This window comes from Prevotellamassilia timonensis (assembly GCF_021531665.1).
Classification (GTDB): domain Bacteria; phylum Bacteroidota; class Bacteroidia; order Bacteroidales; family Bacteroidaceae; genus Alloprevotella.
This window is the reverse complement of the sequence record NZ_JADYUH010000001.1, coordinates 99,523-121,153: the sequence shown is the minus strand read 5'-3', so window position 1 is coordinate 121,153 and position 21,631 is coordinate 99,523. Positions and strand designations below refer to the sequence as shown.

The window sequence follows — 21,631 nt, the reverse complement described above, 5'->3', positions numbered from 1 at the left end:
CGGAGTGACGCGACTCAGTGGTGACGGGCAAAAAGAAATAATGCGCGTCTTTGCGCTGCGAAGTTACAAAAAATCAATAAAAAACCGAAACAAAGCAAGCGATGCGCCTGCGGCGAACGATGTTCGGGAGATGGACGGGGGAGAATGGAGAAGGTATCGAGGATATTTTCTTCCACAGTGAAGGCATTGACCGAACGTTTTTTCCTGAAGAAAGGAAAGTGAAGCGACATTCTGCAAGGTAAAACAGAGAGAAAAGACAGAAAGAAGAGATTCGTGAACAAAAAGTAAAGGTTCGTGGAAAATTATTTGTGAGAATGAATGGTACAACTTAAATTTGCATCGCATATAAGAAATGATGATGCAATCGCTACTATCCGAATCCACATTTTACCAATTACACATTCTTTGTCCTTAAGCGATTGCACTGTAAAAATAAAAGGTAATAGTGTTTTTTAGGTAAATGACTATGTAAGCTATATTCGCTGCGAAGCGCGTATAGCTTTTATTTTTTGCATGGTCATCTGACGGAAAGACCAAAAAAACTGTGCCGCACTTTTTGGGTGGGCACAGTTTCGTGTTACTCGTATGAGGTGAATTTCTTGTCGTTTCCGCCTCGCCGTTCTCTGTTTCGCGGCGGCTTTTCGGACTACGTCACGCGTCAATGTTGGCGTAGAGAGCGTTGCTTTCAATGAACTCGCGGCGGGGACCGACGTCATCGCCCATGAGCATGGAGAAGACGTAGTCGGCTTCGGCAGCGTTTTCGATGGTCACTTGTTTCAGCAGACGCGTCTCGGGACACATAGTGGTTTCCCAAAGCTGCTCGGGATTCATCTCACCGAGACCTTTGTAGCGCTGGGTCTTGATGCCGTCTTCCGTTCCATCACCATACTTGTCCATAAAGATTTGACGGTCGCGGTCGGTGTAGCAGTACTCCTGCACTTTTCCTTTCGTGCAACGGTAGAGTGGCGGCATGGCGATGTAGAGATAGCCATCCTGAATGATTTGCGGCATGTAGCGATAGAAGAGGGTCATGACGAGCGTGGCAATGTGCTGACCATCGACATCGGCATCCGCCATGATGATGACCTTGTGATAGCGGAGTTTGTCGAGGTTTGCCTCTTTGCTGTCTTCGCCCAAGCCGAAGCGGATGCCAAGGGCTTGAATGATGTTGTTGACTTCGTCGCTCTCAAACGCCTTGTGCCACATGGCTTTTTCCACATTGAGAATCTTTCCTCGAAGGGGAAGGATGGCTTGTGTGGCACGGCTTCTTCCTTGTTTGGCAGAACCGCCTGCGGAGTCACCCTCGACGAGGAAGAGTTCGCACTGTGCGGGGTCTTTGGAGGAGCAGTCGGCGAGTTTACCGGGAAGTCCGCCTCCGGACATCGGACTCTTGCGCTGCACGCTTTCGCGAGCCTTGCGGGCGGCGACGCGGGCAGTGGCAGCAAGGATGACCTTATCGACAATGAGTTTGGCTTCCTTCGGGTGTTCTTCGAGATAGTAGGAAAGTGCCTCTCCCACGGCTTGGTTCACAGCGCCGGCGGCTTCGGAGTTGCCGAGCTTCGTCTTGGTCTGTCCCTCAAACTGTGGTTCGGAGACTTTGACGGAGATGACGGCGGTCAGACCTTCGCGGAAGTCTTCGCCGGTGATTTCGACCTTGGCTTTCTCAAGTTGCTTGGCTGCGGTCTCTTCGGCATATTTCTTCAACACTCTCGTCACTGCCATGCGGAAGCCGACGAGGTGGGTGCCGCCTTCGATGGTATTGATGTTGTTGACGTAGGAGTGGAGGTTCTCGCTGTAGGAGGTGTTATACATAATAGCCACCTCGATGGGAATGTTGTTCTTCTCGGTGCGGATGTAGATGACATCGTCGAAGAGGTGCGTGCGTGAAGAGTCAATGTAGCGCACGAACTCGCGGAGTCCGAGGTCGGAGTGGAAGACTTCCTTGCGAATGTTGCCTTCTTCGTCGGGGCGCTCATCGGTGAGGGTGATGGTGATGCCGGCATTGAGGAAGGCGAGTTCTCTCATGCGGTTGGCGAGGATGTCATATTTATAAGTAGTCGTCGTGAAGATGGTGTCATCGGGCCAGAAGTGTTGCCGTGTGCCGCGGAGTTCGGTTTCGCCCACGACTTCTACGCCGGTTTGTGGCTTACCCTTGGCATATTCTTGACGATAGACCTTTCCGTCGCGGAAGACCTCGGAAATCATGCGGTTGGAAAGGGCGTTCACGCAGCTGACGCCGACGCCGTGGAGACCACCGGAGACCTTGTAGGAGCCTTTGTCAAACTTACCGCCGGCGTGGAGCACCGTCATCACGACCTCCAGGGCAGAGCGGTGTTCTTTCGGGTGCATATCCACGGGAATACCACGACCATTGTCTTGCACAATGATGGAGTTGTCTGAACAGATGGTCACTTCAATGTGGGTGCAATAGCCGGCGAGCGCTTCGTCAATGGAGTTATCGACGGTCTCATAGACTAAATGATGAAGACCTTTCTCGCTGATGTCGCCGATGTACATGGCGGGACGTTTGCGGACGGCCTCGAGACCTTCGAGCACTTGAATGTTACTGGCACTGTATGACGTGCTTTGCGGCGTTGTTTCTTCCATAGTTTAGGAATCTTTATTTGGAGAACTTTCCGAAACGTGACGTATTAGGAATGAATTTTGGTGAAGGGGTTCGGAAAGTGGGAATTTGCTTGGTGAGAAAAATTGGCGTTAGCCTTGGGTCGCGCCGATGCTTTTTGGCATCTTGAATCGTTGCCTCTTCAGAAGTCTTGAGTCTTGCTCTTAAACCGTTGCAAAATTACTCATTTTTCGTCAGAAACGGGGCAATTTTCCTCCGTCTTTTCTGCCTCTTTTTGGAGATTTTCGGCGATGCGACGCAGGGCTGTCTCCATTCTTTGTCGAATGAGGGCAGAGGGGAGAGGTTTGTCGGCGAGCCAGACAAAGGCGAGGTGAAGTCTGACGTCGGGTGCGAGGCTGTCGCAGAGCAGGTTCTTCTGCGTGCGATAGGCTTCTCGGATGCGACGTTTGACGCAGTTGCGGTCCACGGCGTGGCGCAGTCTCCGCTTCGCCACACTGAGCAACACCTTCACCGCGGGTTGTTCCGAGGCTGGCTCCACGCACCGATAGGTCACTCGCAACGGGAAGAGTGACAAACTCCTGCTGCCGGCAGAGAACAGCGTCTCAATGTCACGGCGCAAGCAAATATGCTCTTTTTTGTGGAAAGTTTGGGACATAATGAAGGTGCGCCACAGGCGCGTTCCAAGTTTCAAATTGCCGTCTGCGCGGCGGATTTCTGGTTCAAATGCATCCTTGACGAGCGTAAGTCACCGACAGTGTCACACTGCCAAGCGTTTGAGAAAAGAAAAACTGTGTCGGACAGCCTTTGACTGGCACTGTCTGACACAGTCCTTTTCGGAAGTGAAGTTGCGGGACGAGCGTTCGGAAGGCATTCACAAAGGCGTTCGGAAAAGCTCGGAAGGCGTTCGGGAAGCACAAAAACGCTCCGGCGTTTCACTGTTGCTTTTCCAAGTATTGCTCAATGGCTGCCGTCATGGAACGTGCCTCCGGCGTCGGCGCGGAGAGGTCCACTCGGAAGCCCGCTTCTTCCAATGCCTTCTTGGTGGCAGGACCGAAGCAAGCGAGGCGCATGTCCCCTTGCTTGAAATCGGGGAAATTCTTTATCAGCGACTCGACGCCGGCAGGAGTGAAGAGCACGAGCATGTCAAAGTCAAAGGGCTCGTTGGCGGGATAGTCGTTGCTGATGGTGCGATACATCACACATTCTTTGTGCTTCAGTTTCTTGGCATCAAGCATTGTGGTGACTTCATCGCTGTGCACGTCGCTCAGGGGGACGAGATAATTCTCTGTCTTGTGCTTTGCCATCACCGTCACCAAATCCGCCCACTTGCCGGTGCTACCGAAGAACACCTTGCGTTTTCGATAGGGGATATACTTTTGAATGTAGAGGGCGACGGTTTCAGAAATACCGAAGTATTTCATCTCTTCGGGCAACTGGACTCTCAACTCTTTGCAGAGCGTGAAGAAATAGTCGATGGCATGACGTGAGTTGAAAACAATGGCAGTGTAGTCCAGAATCTTGATTTTCTGTTGCCGGAATTCACGGGAGGAAAGCCCTTCAATCTTGATAAAGGGGTGGAAGGTGAACTGAACGTCTTGCTTGGCTTCTATCTCAAAGTAGGGAGACTTTTCGGAAGCAGGTTTCGGTTGTGAAACAAGTATCTTCTTAATCATGACTACTTATTCTCTGCGTTGAAGAGAGGCTGACTGATAAAGTTTTAGTTAATTGTCAAGAGAAAGTTATTGGCATAAAGCATTGCCCGATACAGAACGAGCAACGGTGCGATTTCAAGCGTGCAAAAGTACATAAAAAGATGCACCCAGCCTATAGGGGTACTGAAAAAGATGCTCCAAATCTTATATAAAAGTAGCAATTTGTCAACTGCAATCAAGCAAATCACCACCCACATGAGGGTCTGAAAGTTCAAATCGAAATAAACCATCAGCAAAGCGGGAGGGAACAAAGCGACACCGAGGGCGAGAATGCAGAGGAGATAGGCTTCGGTGAAGCGGCGGCAACGGGCGGTGTCGAAGAACACTGAGTTCACAAAAGAATAGAGACCTATCTTCGTGGTGAAATAGACAAGACAAACCGCCGTGTCCATGCCGAGAATCATGTAGGGCGAGACTTGATTGAAGACTTCAACCTGCATCTTCCGCGTGACATCGAAGAAAAGCACTGCCAGCACGAAGCAGGTTTGGAAGATGAGGAAGATTTGACCACGCAACTCGGTTTCTGCACGCTCGGCAAACAAATTGTCCCGCACGCGGCGGTGGAAAAAGTCTTTCACACGCAACCTTAAGTAATGACGGGAGCGGGAAATCACCCACACAACCAAGAAGAAACTCACCAGCAAACAGATGGTCACAAAGTTGTCGGTGCGGAAACGATAGGGCACAGGGTCGCCTGCCATGCCGGTTGTGTTGAGACTGCCGCACTCAGTGTGCGTCCCATAGAGGCTGTCAAGTTTCACGAGGACCTCGCTCCGCTCCACACGCAACAATCCGAACGCCCAGTAGTCGTCTTTCAATGGTGTCGGCACGCCCTCCAAAGGCAGGTCACCCGGCAACGGACGTAACTCGGAAGGAGCACAACGAATCGTGTCCGGCATCTCACGTCTCACCGCCACCGTCCGAACGGGCACGACCTCCTTCCCCTCCGTCAGGAGAGCCTCCGGCGTGACTTCCTCCTCGGGAAGCGACACGCTGACAGAAACGTGATGAAGAGAGTCTTGTTGCATGATGAAAAGGGAGGGCTTCAAGTGTGAGATCTTCTCTCTTGATGGCTCACTAATTGATTCAGGGATGCTCTATAGGGGTGTTCTATAAATTACGGGATAAGGAACGTTCAAAAGAAAGTGCTTACGTTTTGGTCGGTTTCTTAGCGCGCCCTTTTGTAAGTTTCGTCAGTCACATAGCCCGCTATGCTCCTTCCTCAACTGACAAAAGTTCATCTCTAAGAAATCAAAAATCAACTCAACCTAATTTTTAGAACACCCCTAAAATCAATATTTTTCTCAGTTAACTATTGAAGGGCGGATGCAAGCCCGCTCTGGGAGGGCGTCTCGTCGGGGCGTGTCACCAACTTGCCTACAGTGCGGCGAACTTACGGACGGAAGTGTCCCAGTCGGGAGTCTGCAGGGCGAAGTCGAGGGCTTGTTCCGGAGAGTCTGCCACCTGCCAGATGGCGGTGTGTTCCGTTCTCATGAAGTGTTCGTCCACAGCCCTTCCCAGTTGTGCCAGAAGGGCGTTGAAGAAGTGGTCTGTGTTCAAGATGATGATGGGTTTCACGTAAAGTCCCAGTTGTTTCCACGTGATGATTTCGAGGAGTTCCTCCAGCGTCCCTACCCCACCCGGGAGTGCAATCACCGCATCGCTCATGGCAGCCATTTGCTCCTTTCGGCTGTGCATGTCAGGCGTCACCACCAACCGTGTCATTCCTTTGTGTTCCCACCCTTCTTCAATCATGAAGCGCGGAATCACTCCCACCGCTTCACCACCGGCGGCGAGACACGCATCCGTGGTGGCAGCCATGAGACCGGTGCGTCCGGCGCCGTTCACCAGCGTGTGACCGCCTTGTGCCAGCAGCTCACCGAGGCGTTGCGCAGCCTCCACATATTTTTCTTCGACTTTTCCGCTCGAGGCGGCATATACGGTGATGGTCATGATGGGTTGTCCAAAAAGCGAGTATAGAGGTAGGTGAGAGAGAAGGGGACTATTTCGCGGCAGACGCCGTCAGTCCGAACGCGGTTCGGATGTCATCCACGCGATTCAGTTTTTCCCAGGTGAACAGTTCGACCGTCATGGTTTTCTCCGGCAAGCCGGGCTGGCGGAAGGTCTTCGTCACCGTCTGCGGTTCGCGTCCCATGTGTCCGTAGGCAGCAGTTTCTTCGTAGATGGGGAAGCGGAGCTTCAAGTCGCGCTCAATCTCGGCGGGACGCAGGCGGAACAAAGTCTTCACCTTTTCTGCGATTTCTCCGTCGCTCATGTTCACATGACTGCGACCAAAGGTGTTCACGTTGATGGAGATGGGTTCTGCACAACCGATGGCATAGCTCAGCTGCACGAGCATTTCGTCTGCCACGCCGGCAGCCACCATGTTCTTGGCGATGTGACGTGCGGCATAGGCAGCACTGCGGTCCACCTTCGAAGGGTCTTTTCCGGAGAAGGCACCACCGCCGTGAGCACCGCGACCGCCGTAGGTGTCCACGATGATTTTACGGCCTGTCAGTCCCGTGTCGCCGTGAGGACCGCCAATAACGAACTTACCCGTCGGGTTCACATAATACTTAATGTCTCCCTCATGGAACAGCTGTTTGACTTCTGCTGTGTGGATGCGTTCTTCGATGACGCGGGGAATGAGGATATGTTCCACGTCGTGACGGATGCGTTCCAGCATCTGTCGATCTGCCTCTTCCTGACTACCGGCTTCTTCGGCGGTGATGAAGTCATCGTGCTGCGTGCTCACCACAATGGTGTCGATGCGTCGTGCCACGTGGTTGTCGTCATATTCCACCGTCACCTGGCTTTTGGCATCGGGTCGGAGATAGGTCATTTCCTTCCCTTCGCGCCGGATTTCAGCGAGGACAATCATGATGTCGTGTGCGAGGCTGAGGGGAAGAGGCATGAAGTTGTCCGTTTCGTGGTTGGCGTAGCCGAACATCATGCCTTGGTCCCCTGCCCCTTGTGCGAGGGGGTCTGCATCGTCTTTGCGGTCCACGCCTCGATTGATGTCAGCGCTTTGTTCGTGAATGGCACTGAAGATACCACAACTTTCGGCTTCAAATTTATAGGCAGCTTTGGTGTATCCGATTCTTGCGATGGTGTTTCGCACGACCTCCTGCAGGTCGATGTAGGCGTCGGAGCGCACTTCGCCCGCCACCACCACTTGTCCGGTGGTCACCAGGGTTTCACACGCCACCTTGGACTGCGGGTCAAAGGCGAGGAGATTGTCGAGGACGGCATCAGAGATTTGGTCCGCCACTTTGTCGGGATGTCCTTCCGACACAGATTCTGAAGTGAAAAGATATGCCATTTTGATTTGTATGATTTCGGGGAAAACGCCCCTTTAGGTTGTTTGAGCTGAAGTGCAAAATAAAACCCGTTACCGTTTTCGCGGCATCGGGCAGAGGTTAGTTTGATTCAGCTGGAGTGCATCCGGTGTGGCGCGAGAGCGTCAGTCTCTTTTGCGACGTGTTGTCGCTGCGCGGTCCGGGTTTTAGCATTGTTTTTGAGAGGTTGCAAGCGGCCAAATCTATCCTCTGTCGTGTTTTGCGCTGCAAAGTTATGGCTTTTCTTCGTTGCCACCAAGTTTGCGGGAATTTTTTAGGGGTGTTCTATAAATTATGGGATAAGGAACGTTCAAAAGAAAGTGCTTACGTTTTGGTCGCTTTTTGCTTCTTAGCGCGCCCTTTTGTAAGTTTCGTCAGTCACATAGCCCGCTATGCTCCTTCCTCAACTGACAAAAGTTCATCTCTAAGAAATCAAAAATCAACTCAACCTAATTTTTAGAACACCCCTTTAAAGAAAAGAAGGTGAGCCGCGCGTTTTGGAGATGATTGGCGAGCGCATACAGAAAGAGGAGTGACGCGGGGTCACTCCTCTTCATTTATTTCAAGGATGGGGAAATCACTTTACCACCACCTTTTCACCGTTGACAATGTAGAGACCTGCGGGCAGACCCTTCACGGCTGCATCGCCCTTCACGTTCTTGCGAACGAGAACGCCGCTCACACTGTAAACATTGTTGTTTTCACCCTTCAGAACGATGGCGTCGTTGATGGAGTTGAGCACGAAGTTCTCGGGGATGTCGAGCGTGATGTCACCATCACCGGCAACTACATCAAGCGTCTGAGTTCCGTCGAAGTAACCGCTGTTGACACCGACAGTCACACCGGAAGTCTTGATTGCCTGGATGCCTTCTGCGTTCAGAACAGCGCAACCAACGCCTGCCACAGCAGTTTCGCAGAGTGTACCTTGGAGACCGGCAACCTTCACGGGTTCGAAGACATACTTCACGGTTCCATCCATGTATGTATCACCATCTTCAAGGATGTATTCCATCTGGACGTTCTGCGTACCATTGGGTGCATCAGCAGGAACAGTCACGATGAAGGGCACGCCTGCGGGGATGATGCCATCTTCATTGTAGTTTGAGCCGGGAGTGAGCACGAGTTTGTTGTCAGCAGACTGACCAGCCAAAACGTAATCTCCGTAAACACAACTACCACCAATCACATCCACAGGCAGGGTTACGATGTGCATTCTGCCCGGAGCGAGACTGAGATAATAGTAAGGAGCATCCACACGTTCGGGATCAACAGCTTCGAAAGACCAGAAACCGTTTTCATCGTCCTTGGCATTCCAAGTCACGACAGAACCTGCGCTGTTGCAGTTGAAGTAAGTTTCATTACCGCTAACGAGACCGGCGACGAAGACGAACTTACCGGGGCCTGCGAGGTAGTAAGTCACAGAAGACTTTTCTGCAGACTGATAAGCCTGACCGCTGGAGTTCTCGGTCTGACCTTCGGAGAGGTACATACCGGTTCCGACATTGCGGAGGGCGATTTTGCCTTCACCTGCTTCTTCTACGACCCAGATGTTGCGCATGTCGTTGTACACGTCAGCAGAGTCAACGAGTTCTTCAATGGGAGTGAGCTCTGCACCTTCTTCAGTAATGCTGGAGCCGTCCAAGTAGGTGAACTTAAGAGCTGCAGAGGCAGCGTTGCTAACAGAAGCGAGCGGAGCACGAGCAGAGTTCCAGTGGTCATTGGTCCATGCTTTCTTGGTGGAAGCACTGCGGATGACATAGTGGGAACCTACTTCGGGGAGGATGAGGGCACCATTGAATTCAACGGTAGCAGCGTCGAGAGCAGCGATCACGCTTTCGATTTCTGCGAGCGTGATGCCAGCCTTGACAGCGTCGTTGGCAGTTGCGATGGCAGCATCGAATTTTGCAATGGCATCGTAGGAGAAGTAACCGGGTTCGGTTCCTGCCTGAGCCTTGGCGCGGAGAGCCTTGGCTTCAGCCACGGCGTTCACGATGCGGATGGGATCAGGAATGCTTGCGAGCACTTCGTTGTAGGCAGCAGTCAGTTCATCAATGGTTTTCTGAGTGGCAGTGCCGGCTTCAAGTTCAGTAGCAGCCTGTGCCATCAGACCCTCAAACCGAGCGCGGAGGTTAGCATCTACCAATTCATAGTTGGGAGTGGTGTTGGACTTGAAGTGGAGTTCAGCCAAGTACCAGAACGGATGGGTGAAGTAGTTGTGTCCTTCTTGTTTCTCGTTGATGAGGACGGAAGTCACGGAGAGGCGGATGTGGCGATACTTGTTGCCACCGAAGTCAATGGTTGCCTCACCGCCGCCACCTACCAAGGTAGTGTCTTTTCCAGCCACGCTGGCAGGATAATCCACATTCTTGTTGTAATCAAAGGTGAAGTCTTCCAGCGGAGTCCATTCTCCCTCGGGATCGTTGGTCACTTCAACCAAGGCGGTCAGAGGAGCATGGTTGGAAGTGGTGCTGGTTCTCCAACGCTTCACATAGTCAAGCGTCAAAGCATCCACTGCAATGCCGAGGTCAGCCTGAATGTAGTGGTAAACTCCCTGTTCGGCATCAGCATTGCTCCAACTGGTATGGAAGTAGGTTCCAAGATTGTTGTCAAGAAGAGCACCGATGCCGCCACCTTCAGAGATGGGGAAGTTGCTGCTCAGTTGAGAACCGTTGGTCACCATGCCGAGAGAACCGTCGTTGTTGCTCTTCAGAGTCTGAGCATCGGTGAGGAGGGTCTGGAGTTTCTCGTTGAGAGCAGCCTGACGGATGGTTTCTTCGAGACCTGCCACAGCACTTTCATCGACGGTCTGGAAGCGGAAGCAGTTGCCTGCATCTGTCCATCCCCAAATACCAATAGCACCATTATTAAAGGTATTCATCTTCTGTCCGGACTTTCCGTAGGGATAGATGACGAAGGAACCGGTCTGTGCTTCGAGCGCAGCTTCTTTGTCGATTGTGAAGTTGTCGGGTTCTGCAGCCATGGTGAATCTATCTCCAGACGTGGTGGTTGCGCTTGCAAATTCGTTGGTGAAGTAGCTCTGGAAGGTGTAAACATCATCGTTTTCGCCGGTGGTGGCGTTCTTCACGGAAGACTTGGTGACTTTCCAGATGTGACGAGCAGATTCTACGTCAAGCACTTCGGGAACGGTGTAAGCACTCCAACCGAGAAGTTGCTTGTTGTCCTGAACAACGGGACGCCAGTAGCGAGGTGTTTCGCGGCTGTCGCGGATGAAGTAGTAGCCGGTTTCCACCTTGATGATAGATTTGGCAAGGAGTTCAGCCAGTTCAACGATGCGGGCGCAGTAAGCATTCACAGCTTCTTCGGTCTGCAATTCTTCGGGAAGACCGGACTCTCTCCAAGTACCTACGTTATTATAGATTGTTTGGGCTTCAGCCACGAGGTTTGCGGGATAGTAGCCGGGGTCCACACCGGGAGGGAAGGCGGATTCGGGAGAACCGGGGAAGTAAGCCATTGCGTAAGCAACGATTTTGTCCAAGCCCGTCTTTTCGTTCACGGTGTAAATCTGATGCACGTTGGTATCCACATAGCGGGAATAGAACGGTTTACCGAGACCACCGAGGTAGGTGTAGGGGTTGTTCTCGGGACAGGGATTGGAAACGTTAGCACGAGTGAAGACGAAACCAGCCTGGCTCAAGTCCTGCTTGGCGTTGTTGGCGCTGGTGCGGGACTGAGCAACATTTTCTTGACCGCTGACATCTTCAAACCGCAACACGGTGAACTTCATTGCCTGAGCCTTGTTGTCAGTCATTTCGGTCAAGTCGCCATTGGAGAAGGGAGGCAGGTCACTGGAGTCCCAAAATTCACCACCCAGTTCAAAGTCTTTGAAATAAAGACCCGTTTCCACCTGTTTCAGGAGGTAAACCTGATAACCATCTACGGTCTCACCTGCCACAGCTTCAAGAGTGAAGAGGCAAGACTTGTCGATGTTTTGCTTGTACTGCTTGGTACCGCAGACATACCCGGAGGGGTGGTCGTCGGAAGTACCCGGAGATCTCAGGATGAAACGCGCTTCTTTAGCCACCGCCTCGGTGGTTGTCAAAAGCGTTCCTTCGCTGAATTCCTGCGCAGCTACATTGCTTGCACCTGCCAAGAAGAGCAGGAGCAATGAAAGGATTGAGTAGAACCTTTTCATTTTGCGTAAGAAATTATTAAAGTGAAACAATAAAGATTTAAGGAATATTCTAAATATACCGTTGATAAAAGGAATCCGGACTTAGTACATCCGATTTGGAAGATGCGATTAGCATTCTTCGCACATTTTTCACCGAATATACGCGGCAAAGGTAAAGTTTATTTTTTAGTACGTGCAAAAAAACTCCACGAAAAATGCACATAAAGCCAAATGATTTAACAAACAACGTTTTTTTGAGGGTAAAAGGCTGGAGGGAAATGATGTTGGAAAACGAGGCGAGGCTCTTCCCTGATGCAGACTCAGATGCGATGCCCCACTTCAAGCAAACCATGTTTCCTTTGGTAAACCTCGCCCACCAACCGACGGCGTCGGCAGTCATCCATTTTGCACGTGCCGAAAGGGTGTCAACCGACGACGTCGGCTGCAGGATGGCAAACCTGCAGCCGACGTCTTTCTAACAATCAAATTTTCTAACTTAACTCGATGCAAAGGTAGGGGGAATGCAACACGGGGGCAATACCCAAAACAGGGTATAATGAACAAAAGGGGCTTTTCAGAACAACCCCGGACAGAAGGTGCTTTGTCTCCGCCTCCTCAGTCCATACCGTCCAAGATGACGAACGCCGCCCAAGACACGGGGTCATCAAAACCGTTTTGGCGCATCTCTCGGCGCGCTTTGCTGAACGCGCCATGGAGGCTGAGCCCCTGCGTGAGCCCTTCATAGAAGCTCGACATCATCTGCTGCGTGGCAGCGTCATTCACGTCCCAAAGGCTCATAATCAAAGAACGAACACCCGCCTTCTTGAAACCACGCTGCAAGCCGAAGACGCCGTCTTCGCGCACTTCGCCGACACCGGTCTTGCAGGCGGAAAGCACCACCAAATCCACCTTGCGGAGGTCCAACGTGGAAATCTCACGAGCGGTGAGCACGCCGTCCTCCACTTCATGCGGACGGTTTTTCTCGGCGAGGATGGTGTTTGCGCCGGAGAGGAGCAAGCCACAAGAGTTCAATCCGCTATCGCTGCTTCCCTGCTCGTCGCCCGAGGCAGTTTGCGCCCCACCGGCGGAGGCGGAGGAGACGGTGTGGTAGAAGCCGTGGGTGGCGATGTGAATGAGCGAGTAGTCACGTCCGCCGAGCGCTTTGAACGATTCTTCGGTGCCGGATTGTCCCAAGCGCATGAGCGTCGGTACGTTCTCCTGCATGAGGAGTTCTCCGATTTGTTCCGCCTCTGTGAGCGTGCCGGGCAGATAGCCGTAGCCGCTGCGGGTGAGGAGCGAGTCGGTCGGTTCGAGGGCAGCGAGGTCAAACGCCTCATCGTCTGCAAGACTGGAGATGAAACGCTCTTCCTCTTCCCATTCGCGCCGTTCGCGGAGAGCGATGAGGGTGGCAAGGTCGGTGTTGTAGTCCAACCCGCCGAAGACGGCGGCACGGTGAAGCGCGTTCTCCTCACTGCGTTTCTCGCAAAGACGCGCTGTCGAGGACAGTCGGTGGCAAGCATAAAGGTCACTCATGACTTGTGTGCTGTCAAGGGGCAAGCATTCAATGGCGAACTGATGCAGCAAACCGGAGGGCGAGAAATAGATGCGGCGGACGTTGGGCATATAGTCCAAGACGGGCTGCCAGACGAGGCGTGTGAGAAGCGTGTCCCGATAGATTGCATTCAAACCTTTATGCGTTTTCATGGCGGCAAAGAAGTCTGCATTGCCGTAGCGCAGTTTTCGGAGGTCGTGGTCGCTGAAGAGAATGCGCATGACGGGGCAAGGAGCGTCTTTTCGGAGCATGAGGGCGGCGTAGGTCTCCCCCAACCCACCGACGTGGAGCGAGACAAATTCCACGGCGAGGTCGTTTTCGGAAAGAGAAGCAGCCACGTCGCGCCAACCGGTGCTGAGATTCGTCATGAAGTCACCATACTCCTTGCATCCGACCACGAGTTCCTTTTCCAACTGCTCCGCTTCTGCCTCAGCGGCAGCAAGACGTTCGGCGGACTCTGACGCGTTTTCCTGCTGCCACGCTTCAATTTCTCGTCGGAGGAGGTCAAGGCGATTGTATTTCTCCAACATGACCGAGTCCTTCACCTGCAGGAGCAATTTTCGGAAGTTGATTTCGGAATTGAGAAGGAGTCCGTTGGTGAAGAGTTTGGCGTCGTAGGCGTCGGCGATGAGACTGTCGCAGCGCGGATTCATGAAGGCAAACGTCGGTGCGACGCGGTAGAGATAGTTTTTCGTGTTCCAATAGGTTTCTCTTTCGTGGGCTGTTTTGTGAGAGAAACTGTTTCGGATGGTTTGATTCTGGATGCGCAGCGCTTTGTGATAGAATTCCGCCACGGCAAGAGAGTCATGGAGGAGGTTGCTATAGTGTGCAGCGTTGAAGAAAAGCGGTGCATTGTCGGGGTGGTTCTCTCCCAGCACGTTCTGCATCACCCGGATGGCTCGGACGGTGGTGGAGAGTGCGAGAGAGAGACTGTCCTGCAGGGAGAGATAGAGGGAGAGGTTGGCGAGTGCCTTGGCATAGAAGGAAGAAAGCGTGTCTCCCTGCTCGCGGTAGGCATCGATGGCAAGGAGGGCTGCTTCGCATGCCTTCTCCCTGTCGCCATGGTAATGGTGGATGATGGAGAGGTTGTTGTAGGCTTGCGGCAGTAAAGCGACGCCCCCGTTGCGTTTCAAGATGGGCATGGCGCGTTGCACCAGTTCAAGCGCCTCCTCGTAGCGCCGCATTCGATTCAAATAGCCCGAACGGAGGATGAAGGAGTTCGCCATGGAAAGGCTGTCGCCATACTCACGGAACACCTCGCCCGCCTGACTCTCCAACTCACAAGCTCGCTCGAAGTTTCCTGCTGCGGCTTGTACGCCTGCTTCCTTGCTGAGCGCGTATGCCATTCTCCGGTCCGTGGTCCCCGACACCGCTTCGACGGTCAGTCCTCCCGAGGCGCGGCTCACTTCTTCCGCCTTTTGGCTGTCGCCAAGTTTGTTGTAGGCAGCGGAGAGGTCGGCACGGCAGCGCACATAGTCCACATGTCCTTCCCCCTCGATGCTTCCGATGATGGGCAGGGCTTCGGTGAGCAAGGCGATGCTCTCTTCGTGGTTCTCAAAATTGGAATGGAAGGCGGCGAGATTGGTCAGCAGACGAGCGTAGGGCAGCGAAAGGGTATCGGCGTTGGCACGGTAGAGGTCTCGCGAGAGGATGCCATACTCAACGGCGCGGTCGTAGCGGTTCATGGAGGCATATTGCACGGAGAGGTTCGAAAGGAGCACGGCATATTCCGAACTTCCGCCCCCGTAGATTTTCGCCACTGCCTTCAGCGCCTGCTGAGCAGTCTGTTCTGCCTGCGCGTTCTTTCCTGCCTGAGAGTAATAGACGATGAGGGAGTTGAGCGCAGCGGCATAGGCGGGCGTGTTTTTCTTGAGAATGGACAAGGCACGTTCTCCCATTTCAATCGCTTTCTCATAGTCCCCCTTCTCGGCTCGAGAACTGTGGTAGGCGGCGAGGTTGTTCAGCGCGACGGGATAGTGGTTTGACTTTTGCAAGCCATAGGCTTCAAACGTCTCCACCGCCAGGGAACCGAACTCGATGGCGCCGGCATAGTCTCCCTTGTAGGAATGGAAGAGTCCCTGCTCGTTGTAGCTGACACCAAGGAACTCCCGAACACCGTAGGACACGGCTTCTTGGTCGGACAGCAGTTCACAACGAAGGGCAATGACACGGTTTTCCATCTCAATCGCTTTGTCGAAAAGACGACAGTAGGCGGCATAGTGCGCCTGCACCTCCAGCATGCAGGCATAGTTGAAACTGTGATGCAAGGTGGCAGTGTCCAAAGCGAGACACTGCTCGCAATAGGAGCGGCTGAGACTGTCGGCGGACTGAATACGACCGGTACGATAGGCGTTGTCGGCATTCTCAAAGGTGACGGCAAGACGCTCATAGCGTTTCTTTTCCTGATCAAACGTCAGCGTCTGCTGGGCGAAGACAAAAGAAACGTTCAGACAGAACAAGAGAAGGAGAAAACGAAACATGGAAAAGAGGAAGCAAAAAATGAAAGAGAAGGAAAGAGGAGGAAAAACGGAAACGCCCCCGCCATCGCAGGAGCGCTGTAAAGGGGTAAGAGCCTTCTGAAGAAAAAGTTAAGCTCAGTTCGCCCCTCCGTTCTCAATGATGATGGTGGAGTCCGTCGCCGTGGAATCTTCTTTCTCACCACGATAGACGCTGGCGGTGCGGTCCATGTAGCAGGTACGGGTCTCTATGACGCCCTTGCCGGACATCTGACGAAGGATATAACCCAAATATTGCTTGGAAAGAGACTTCACCTGCACCTGACCGTTTTGAGCAATCAGTTCTTTGATGCTGCCTTGGCAAGGACGGCTGATGGTGTAGAGTTTGCTGCCGGCACAGTCCAGCAGAATGATGCGTCCTGAGGTGGGAACGGAAATCACGGTCTCGGGCGTCAGTTCCGCACGCAATTTGACATTGGAACTGCTCTTTCCTTTGATGGTCTTGACCTCGCCTCGGAGAGAGAAGACGGTGTAGGACTGTGCCTGAAGCATCGAACAAGAAAAAACGATGCCGAAGAAAAGAAGGGTCAGAAGTTTTTTCATGATAAAAACTGTGTTTGAAATGAAGACTGAATGAAGAGTGAAGATAAGTTGGTTTCGGATGTTTGCTCCGTTTATGATTCTGGTTTGCTCACCTTATATAAAGACTTCTCGAGCCACTTCACCTGACTGTGATTGTAGCACATGCTCTTGACGACAGCGGCATAGATGGCACGAGCCTCAGCCACCAACATGACAGGCGCGAAAATCCAAGTCATGGCAAGATAGACGTTGAAGCGGAAATAGAGCACAAAACCCAAGAACGCCAAGAGCGCCAACCAAGAGAAGGTGACAAAACGCAAGAAAAGGAAGGAGCCGGAAAGGAAAACACTGAGCGTGTCGGTGCGACGCCCGATAAAGACGCCGACGGCATACTGCAAGAGCTGGGTGATGTAGCACGCCAAGAAGGCAAGCAACATCAACAGCCACTCGGGCACCACCTGAATGTCGCGCTGGTCCAACAAGGTCTGCACGGAAAACGCCTGCACTTCCGGACCGGGCATCTTGCCGATGGGCGTGTAGTGCATGTCGGCTTCTTCCTTCAACGCACCAATCAGCACAATGCGGTCCTGAATCAAATCGCGGTGCTGAAGAATGGAATCGCTTGAAACCACAGGGAAGCGAAGCGGTTTGAAATTAATCAAGCGGTCCTCGGAAAAACCGGGAAACGCCTGCACGGAGTCTCCCAAAGCCACCATGTAACTGCGCGCCGCCAAAGAATAGACCGGCTCACCCCGAAGTTTCCGATTGACGGACATCTCGCGAACGGTCGAAGCGGTGTGGTTGCTCATCACGTTGGAATAGCCCTCCATCAAAGGAAACTCATCCATGAAGAAGGAACTGACCTTGCCTCGAAAACTCTGAAGCGAGTCCTGATAGTCAATGAGTTTGGCTGCCACCACCGTGGTGGAAGGATTGGCGGAGAGGGCACTGACCAAACTGTCGTTGCCCGCCAAATCGTCCTTCACGCCTTCAAAGATGACGTCAAGCACCACCGTGCGCGGATTGCAACGATTGACTTGCTCCACCGTGGAGGCAAGTTCGCCGCGAGTGTGTTGCTTGGTGATGTCCACCAGCGTGACGAGTTCACTCTCTTCCACCTCCTCGTCCGACCAACACATCTGATAGTAAAGATCCGACATGGAAAAGTCTTTGATGGCACGAGCCACGGGACTGAGGAAGGAGATGTTGAGCGACACAAAATAGCAGAAAAGAATCAACAGTATCGCTCCGCCGGAAATAATCAAATGTTCACGATGAAACAACACACGAAAAAAGTTCTTCCACATATATCTATAAATAAGGAATTGAAAACTTTAGGGACTGTGTTCTAAAGGGAATAAGGCTCAGAGTTTATAGGAAAAAGAAATGACTGTTCTAAAGGGACAGAGGCTCAGAGTTTATAGGACAAAGAAATGAGGGCACTGACATTCTTCTCGCCATTCTTTCGAGTGGGGATGAAACCAAAATCGGCTTCCACTCCGATGCAAACGCCGGCGGGGAACTGATAGCCGGAGAAGACTTGCAATCCGGCATCCATGCGGCGAACGCCGGCACGCCCAAAGGTCTGATGCTCATAGAACATCTTTTCGGCGCCGGGACGCTCGGTGTCGCCCTTGGTCTCCTGCTTGCCGAACAAACCACAAGCGACATAGGGACCGGCGGAGAAGACGACATAGCGGGAAGGAGCGAGGCGAAGATAGTAGGAGAACATCACGGGCAACTCCAAATAGTTGGCAGAGGTGCGCTGTGATTTGACACCCACCACCGGGTCTCCGGTCTCTTCGTCAAAGACCTGATTGCCGTCCTCGTCCAAAACGCGCACCGGACGGTCGGGCTGGCGCCACCCCTTGCCGTAGAGATTGAGCGAAGGAGTGACCGACCAATGCTGGTCAAACTCCCACTCATAGCCTATACCTATTTTATATGCACCGACCACCTTCGCCGGACCATAGTGAGAAGCGAAACCACCACCCACACGGAACAGCACGTTCTGCGCACCGAGCGAAGACGCTGAAGCCCACAGCAGGAAACCCACAGCGACGAAGCGGAACCACCTATTTAAAAAGATTGACTTCATGATTCAAATTCTATCATAAGGAAAAAGTCTCACCGCGCAAACTCAAACTTTTCGGAGAGTCTCGCAGCGCAAAACCACGCGCCCCAAAGGAACGATTCAAAAACGCCGCGGAAAAGAACTATTCAAAAAACTTCTGCCAGTCGTCCTTCCGCATCTTCTTTTCTTTCTTCCACGCGTTTTTCATGCGACGGGAATCGGCGACTTCCGCAAAGGTGCGACCGCCGCGCCCTTTTCCTTTCTTTCCGCCGCCGTCTTCCCGGTCGGCAAAATCAATGACCACCTTGCGGTCACCGACCTTGGCACGCTTCATCTTGACCATCACCTCTTCCACCTGGTTGGAAGGCACCTCAAAGAAGGAGCAGTTGGTGGTGAGGTCGATGCGCCCGATGTCAATCTTGGACCCGCGGACATGACGATTGACCAGGTTGATGATTTCACGAGCGTAGAAATTGTCGCGCTTGCCAAGGTTGATGAAAAGACGGGTGTAGCCTTCTTCGGCGCGGCGTGGTCCGGAAGTTTGACGCGAACGGCGCGAACCGCCTTCTGAGGCATCCTTCCCCTTTCCCCGACCTTTCGTGCGTTCTTCCGGCTGCTCAATGACCGGCGCGTTGGCATAGTATTCCAAAAAGCGTCCGAACTCACGACTGACCACACGCTTCACAAGGTCTTCCTTGCTCAGCCATTCCAACTTGCGGAAGACTTCGGGCAGGAAGGGAGCAATCTCCGTCTCATTGACCTCGGTGCGCTCCAATTCATCCATAACCTTGTAGAGTTGCTTGGTGCAGATTTCCTGCGGCTCGGGCAACACGCCTGCTTCAAACTTCTTGCCGATGACGCGCTCGATGGTGCGCACCTTTCCCTTCTCACGCAAGTGAATGATGGAAATGCTGGTGCCTCGCTTGCCGGCACGTCCCGTTCGTCCGGAGCGGTGGGTGTAGTTCTCCACATCGTCGGGCAAGCCGTAGTTGATGACGTGAGTGAGATCCTCCACGTCCAAGCCGCGCGCTGCCACGTCGGTGGCAACGAGAAGTTGCACGTGGTGATTGCGGAACTTCTGCATCGTCAGGTCGCGCTGTTGCTGCGAGAGTTCGCCGTGCAAAGATTCTGCATTGTAGCCGTCACGAATGAGATGGTCCGCCACTTCCTGCGTTTCCATTCTCGTGCGGCAAAAGATGATGGCGTAGATTCTGGGGAAATAGTCCACCACTCGCTTCAAGGCGACATATTTGTCTTTGGCTTGGACGAGATAGTAGATGTGGTTGACGTTTTCAGCACCTTCGTTTCGCGAGCCGACGACAATTTCCTTATAGTCTCGGAGGTAGTTTTTGGCGATGCGCTCAATTTCTTTTCCCATGGTGGCAGAAAAGAGGAGCGTGTTTCTTTCTTCGGGCACGCCGGCAAGGATTTCGTCAATGCTCTCGGAGAAACCCATGTTCAGCATTTCATCGGCTTCGTCCAGCACGACGTTTTCAACGGCATCCAGGCGTGCCACGCCGCGGTGCATCAAATCAATCAAACGACCCGGTGTCGCCACGATGACCTGAGCGCCTTTCTTCAAGTTGCGAATTTGACTTTCAATGCTACTGCCACCATAGACCGCAACGACATGCAGATGGTCAATGTAGCGAGAGTAGTCTTTCAAGTCTCCTGCAATTTGCAAACAAAGTTCACGCGTCGGACTCAGAATGACAGCCTGCGTGCGCTTGTCGTCCGTCCGTATCTTCTGCAAAACGGGAAGACCGAAAGCAGCGGTTTTTCCTGTTCCGGTCTGCGCCAAGGCAATGACGTCATTACCGACGCCCAATAAATAAGGGATGACCTCTTCTTGCACAGGCATGGGAGACTCATATCCCATCTCTTCAATGGCACGACGGATTTCTTCCGACACGCCTAATTCTTCAAATGTTTTCAAACTATTTCTCAGTTTAAGGAAGGTTGCTGGGGTGCAAATATATTACATTATTTTAAGTAATACGCTCTATTTCTTACGAAAGCGTGTCTTTCGCCACGGCTCTTTCATTGAAGGGAGGACTGAAAATTGGGTTAAGTCAAGGCCAGGATTCGAAGAAACGAACCTTTGAAAGCGAAGGAAAGAGCATGGCGAACTACGCGACTGACGAGATAAACCAAAGAGCGCGCTCAGAAGCAATACCGACAACGCGCAAGCCATTTTTGAATGACCTTGATGACATAAATTCTCCGAGCAGCCCAATGAAAGAGGATTCGCGCGCAAACGCGCATTCTCACCCTTCAGTTCCTATACGTTTTTCAAGGGCTACATACATTCTCTGCAAACCCTACACAAAACAGGCTTACACTTTGATTATCAGCAACGTTAAGTGTGTAGGGTTTGGTCTGAAAATCCTACACAAAACCCTTCATTGTGTAGGGTTGCGCGGCGCAGTGTGTAGGGTTGGAATGATAGAAAAGCGGACATGTAGGGTTGGGCGAAAAAAGCAAAAAACGCCGTTTTCATCGCACTTTTGGGCTCATTGGGCGGAAAAGGCAAAAATCGCCGTTTTCATCGCACTTTTTTTCAAAAAGGGTGCGCTCCTTGCAAAATTAGGTGCGCTCCTAGTTTTTCTTAGGTGCGCTCCTAGTTTTTCTTAGGTGCGCTCCTAGTTTTAACTGGGTGCGCTCCTAGTTTTAACTGGGTGCGCTCCTAGCAAGAAATGTTTCTCCATTAATGCCCATTAATTGTCTCATTAAATGTCTCATTAAATGTCTCATTAATTTCTGAGCATTCGCACGTTTCGTCTTCCAAAACAAAAATTCTTTCTCCATTAATGCCCATTAATTGTCTCATTAATTCTGAACAAATTGTGAACAATTCGTGTTCCAAAACAAATTACCGGCTTTTTAATGAATCAAATTCATGGACATTAATGTTTCAAAAAACGGTCCTTTCGCCCTTCGTCTCTTCCTCTCTTAGTCCCTTTGACTCTTTGTCCCTTTGTCTCTTTGTCTCTTAGTCTTTTTGACTCTTTGTCTCTTAGTCTTTTTGACTCTTAGTCCCTTTGACTCTTCCTCTCTTAGTCTCTTAGTCGAGAAGTTCCGCCAAAAAACCAACAATTTTAAGCCATTTTTCAGCGATTCGACATTAACATTTTTAACTTTCGGGAACACTTTCCGCCTCCCAATTTTGCCTACTCGGCGCATAATTTTTCTTTGCCTTCC

The 21,631-nt window shown here is 52.1% G+C and carries 14 protein-coding genes; 1 reads left to right on the top strand and 13 read right to left on the bottom strand.

Features of this window, described 5'->3' with window-relative positions:
• Positions 1 to 14: 14 nt before the first annotated feature.
• The 8 genes from I6E40_RS00475 to I6E40_RS00440 all read right to left on the bottom strand — a co-directional run bounded on the left by I6E40_RS00475 (position 15) and on the right by I6E40_RS00440 (position 11,787).
• Positions 15 to 281, bottom strand: coding sequence for a hypothetical protein (locus tag I6E40_RS00475; protein WP_235384883.1), 267 nt, complete (start codon positions 279 to 281; stop codon positions 15 to 17).
• A gap of 370 nt (positions 282 to 651) precedes the next feature.
• A complete protein-coding gene (gene gyrB / locus I6E40_RS00470) occupies positions 652 to 2,607 on the bottom strand; it encodes a DNA topoisomerase (ATP-hydrolyzing) subunit B (protein WP_235384882.1) in 1,956 nt (651 codons plus the stop codon).
• Positions 2,608 to 2,807: 200 nt separating this feature from the next.
• Positions 2,808 to 3,239: a ribonuclease P protein component gene (locus I6E40_RS00465; RefSeq protein ID WP_235384881.1), complete on the bottom strand. Its 432-nt coding sequence runs from the start codon at positions 3,237 to 3,239 to the stop codon at positions 2,808 to 2,810.
• 277 nt (positions 3,240 to 3,516) lie between these two features.
• A complete protein-coding gene (locus I6E40_RS00460; protein WP_235384880.1) occupies positions 3,517 to 4,257 on the bottom strand; it encodes a uroporphyrinogen-III synthase in 741 nt (246 codons plus the stop codon).
• 44 nt (positions 4,258 to 4,301) lie between these two features.
• Positions 4,302 to 5,324 carry a DUF4271 domain-containing protein gene (locus tag I6E40_RS00455; RefSeq protein WP_235384879.1) on the bottom strand — a complete coding sequence of 341 codons (1,023 nt, stop codon included), beginning with the start codon at positions 5,322 to 5,324 and terminating at the stop codon, positions 4,302 to 4,304.
• 349 nt (positions 5,325 to 5,673) lie between these two features.
• On the bottom strand, positions 5,674 to 6,249 hold the full coding sequence (locus I6E40_RS00450) for a TIGR00730 family Rossman fold protein (protein ID WP_235384878.1): 576 nt from the start codon (positions 6,247 to 6,249) through the stop codon (positions 5,674 to 5,676).
• Between the two features lie 49 nt (positions 6,250 to 6,298).
• Positions 6,299 to 7,618, bottom strand: a complete 1,320-nt coding sequence (locus I6E40_RS00445) for a methionine adenosyltransferase (protein ID WP_235384877.1) — start codon at positions 7,616 to 7,618, stop codon at positions 6,299 to 6,301.
• A 593-nt stretch (positions 7,619 to 8,211) separates the two neighbouring features.
• Positions 8,212 to 11,787, bottom strand: a complete 3,576-nt coding sequence (locus I6E40_RS00440; protein WP_235384876.1) for a hypothetical protein — start codon at positions 11,785 to 11,787, stop codon at positions 8,212 to 8,214.
• A gap of 257 nt (positions 11,788 to 12,044) precedes the next feature.
• Here I6E40_RS00440 and I6E40_RS00435 point away from each other — a divergent pair, with 257 nt between their 5' ends.
• A complete protein-coding gene (locus tag I6E40_RS00435) occupies positions 12,045 to 12,245 on the top strand; it encodes a hypothetical protein (protein WP_235384875.1) in 201 nt (66 codons plus the stop codon).
• A 136-nt stretch (positions 12,246 to 12,381) separates the two neighbouring features.
• Here I6E40_RS00435 and I6E40_RS00430 read toward each other — a convergent pair whose 3' ends face one another.
• The 5 genes from I6E40_RS00430 to I6E40_RS00410 all read right to left on the bottom strand — a co-directional run bounded on the left by I6E40_RS00430 (position 12,382) and on the right by I6E40_RS00410 (position 20,366).
• The gene (locus I6E40_RS00430; protein WP_235384874.1) at positions 12,382 to 15,798 is read right to left on the bottom strand and encodes a CHAT domain-containing tetratricopeptide repeat protein; all 3,417 of its coding nucleotides are present in this window, start codon (positions 15,796 to 15,798) and stop codon (positions 12,382 to 12,384) included.
• A gap of 114 nt (positions 15,799 to 15,912) precedes the next feature.
• Positions 15,913 to 16,377 carry a hypothetical protein gene (locus tag I6E40_RS00425; RefSeq protein ID WP_235384873.1) on the bottom strand — a complete coding sequence of 155 codons (465 nt, stop codon included), beginning with the start codon at positions 16,375 to 16,377 and terminating at the stop codon, positions 15,913 to 15,915.
• A gap of 71 nt (positions 16,378 to 16,448) precedes the next feature.
• Complete coding sequence (locus tag I6E40_RS00420) at positions 16,449 to 17,663, bottom strand: CHASE2 domain-containing protein (protein ID WP_235384872.1); 1,215 nt, start codon at positions 17,661 to 17,663, stop codon at positions 16,449 to 16,451.
• Between the two features lie 104 nt (positions 17,664 to 17,767).
• Positions 17,768 to 18,454: an outer membrane beta-barrel protein gene (locus I6E40_RS00415; RefSeq protein WP_235384871.1), complete on the bottom strand. Its 687-nt coding sequence runs from the start codon at positions 18,452 to 18,454 to the stop codon at positions 17,768 to 17,770.
• A 118-nt stretch (positions 18,455 to 18,572) separates the two neighbouring features.
• Positions 18,573 to 20,366, bottom strand: a complete 1,794-nt coding sequence (locus tag I6E40_RS00410; RefSeq protein ID WP_235384870.1) for a DEAD/DEAH box helicase — start codon at positions 20,364 to 20,366, stop codon at positions 18,573 to 18,575.
• Positions 20,367 to 21,631 lie beyond the last annotated feature (1,265 nt).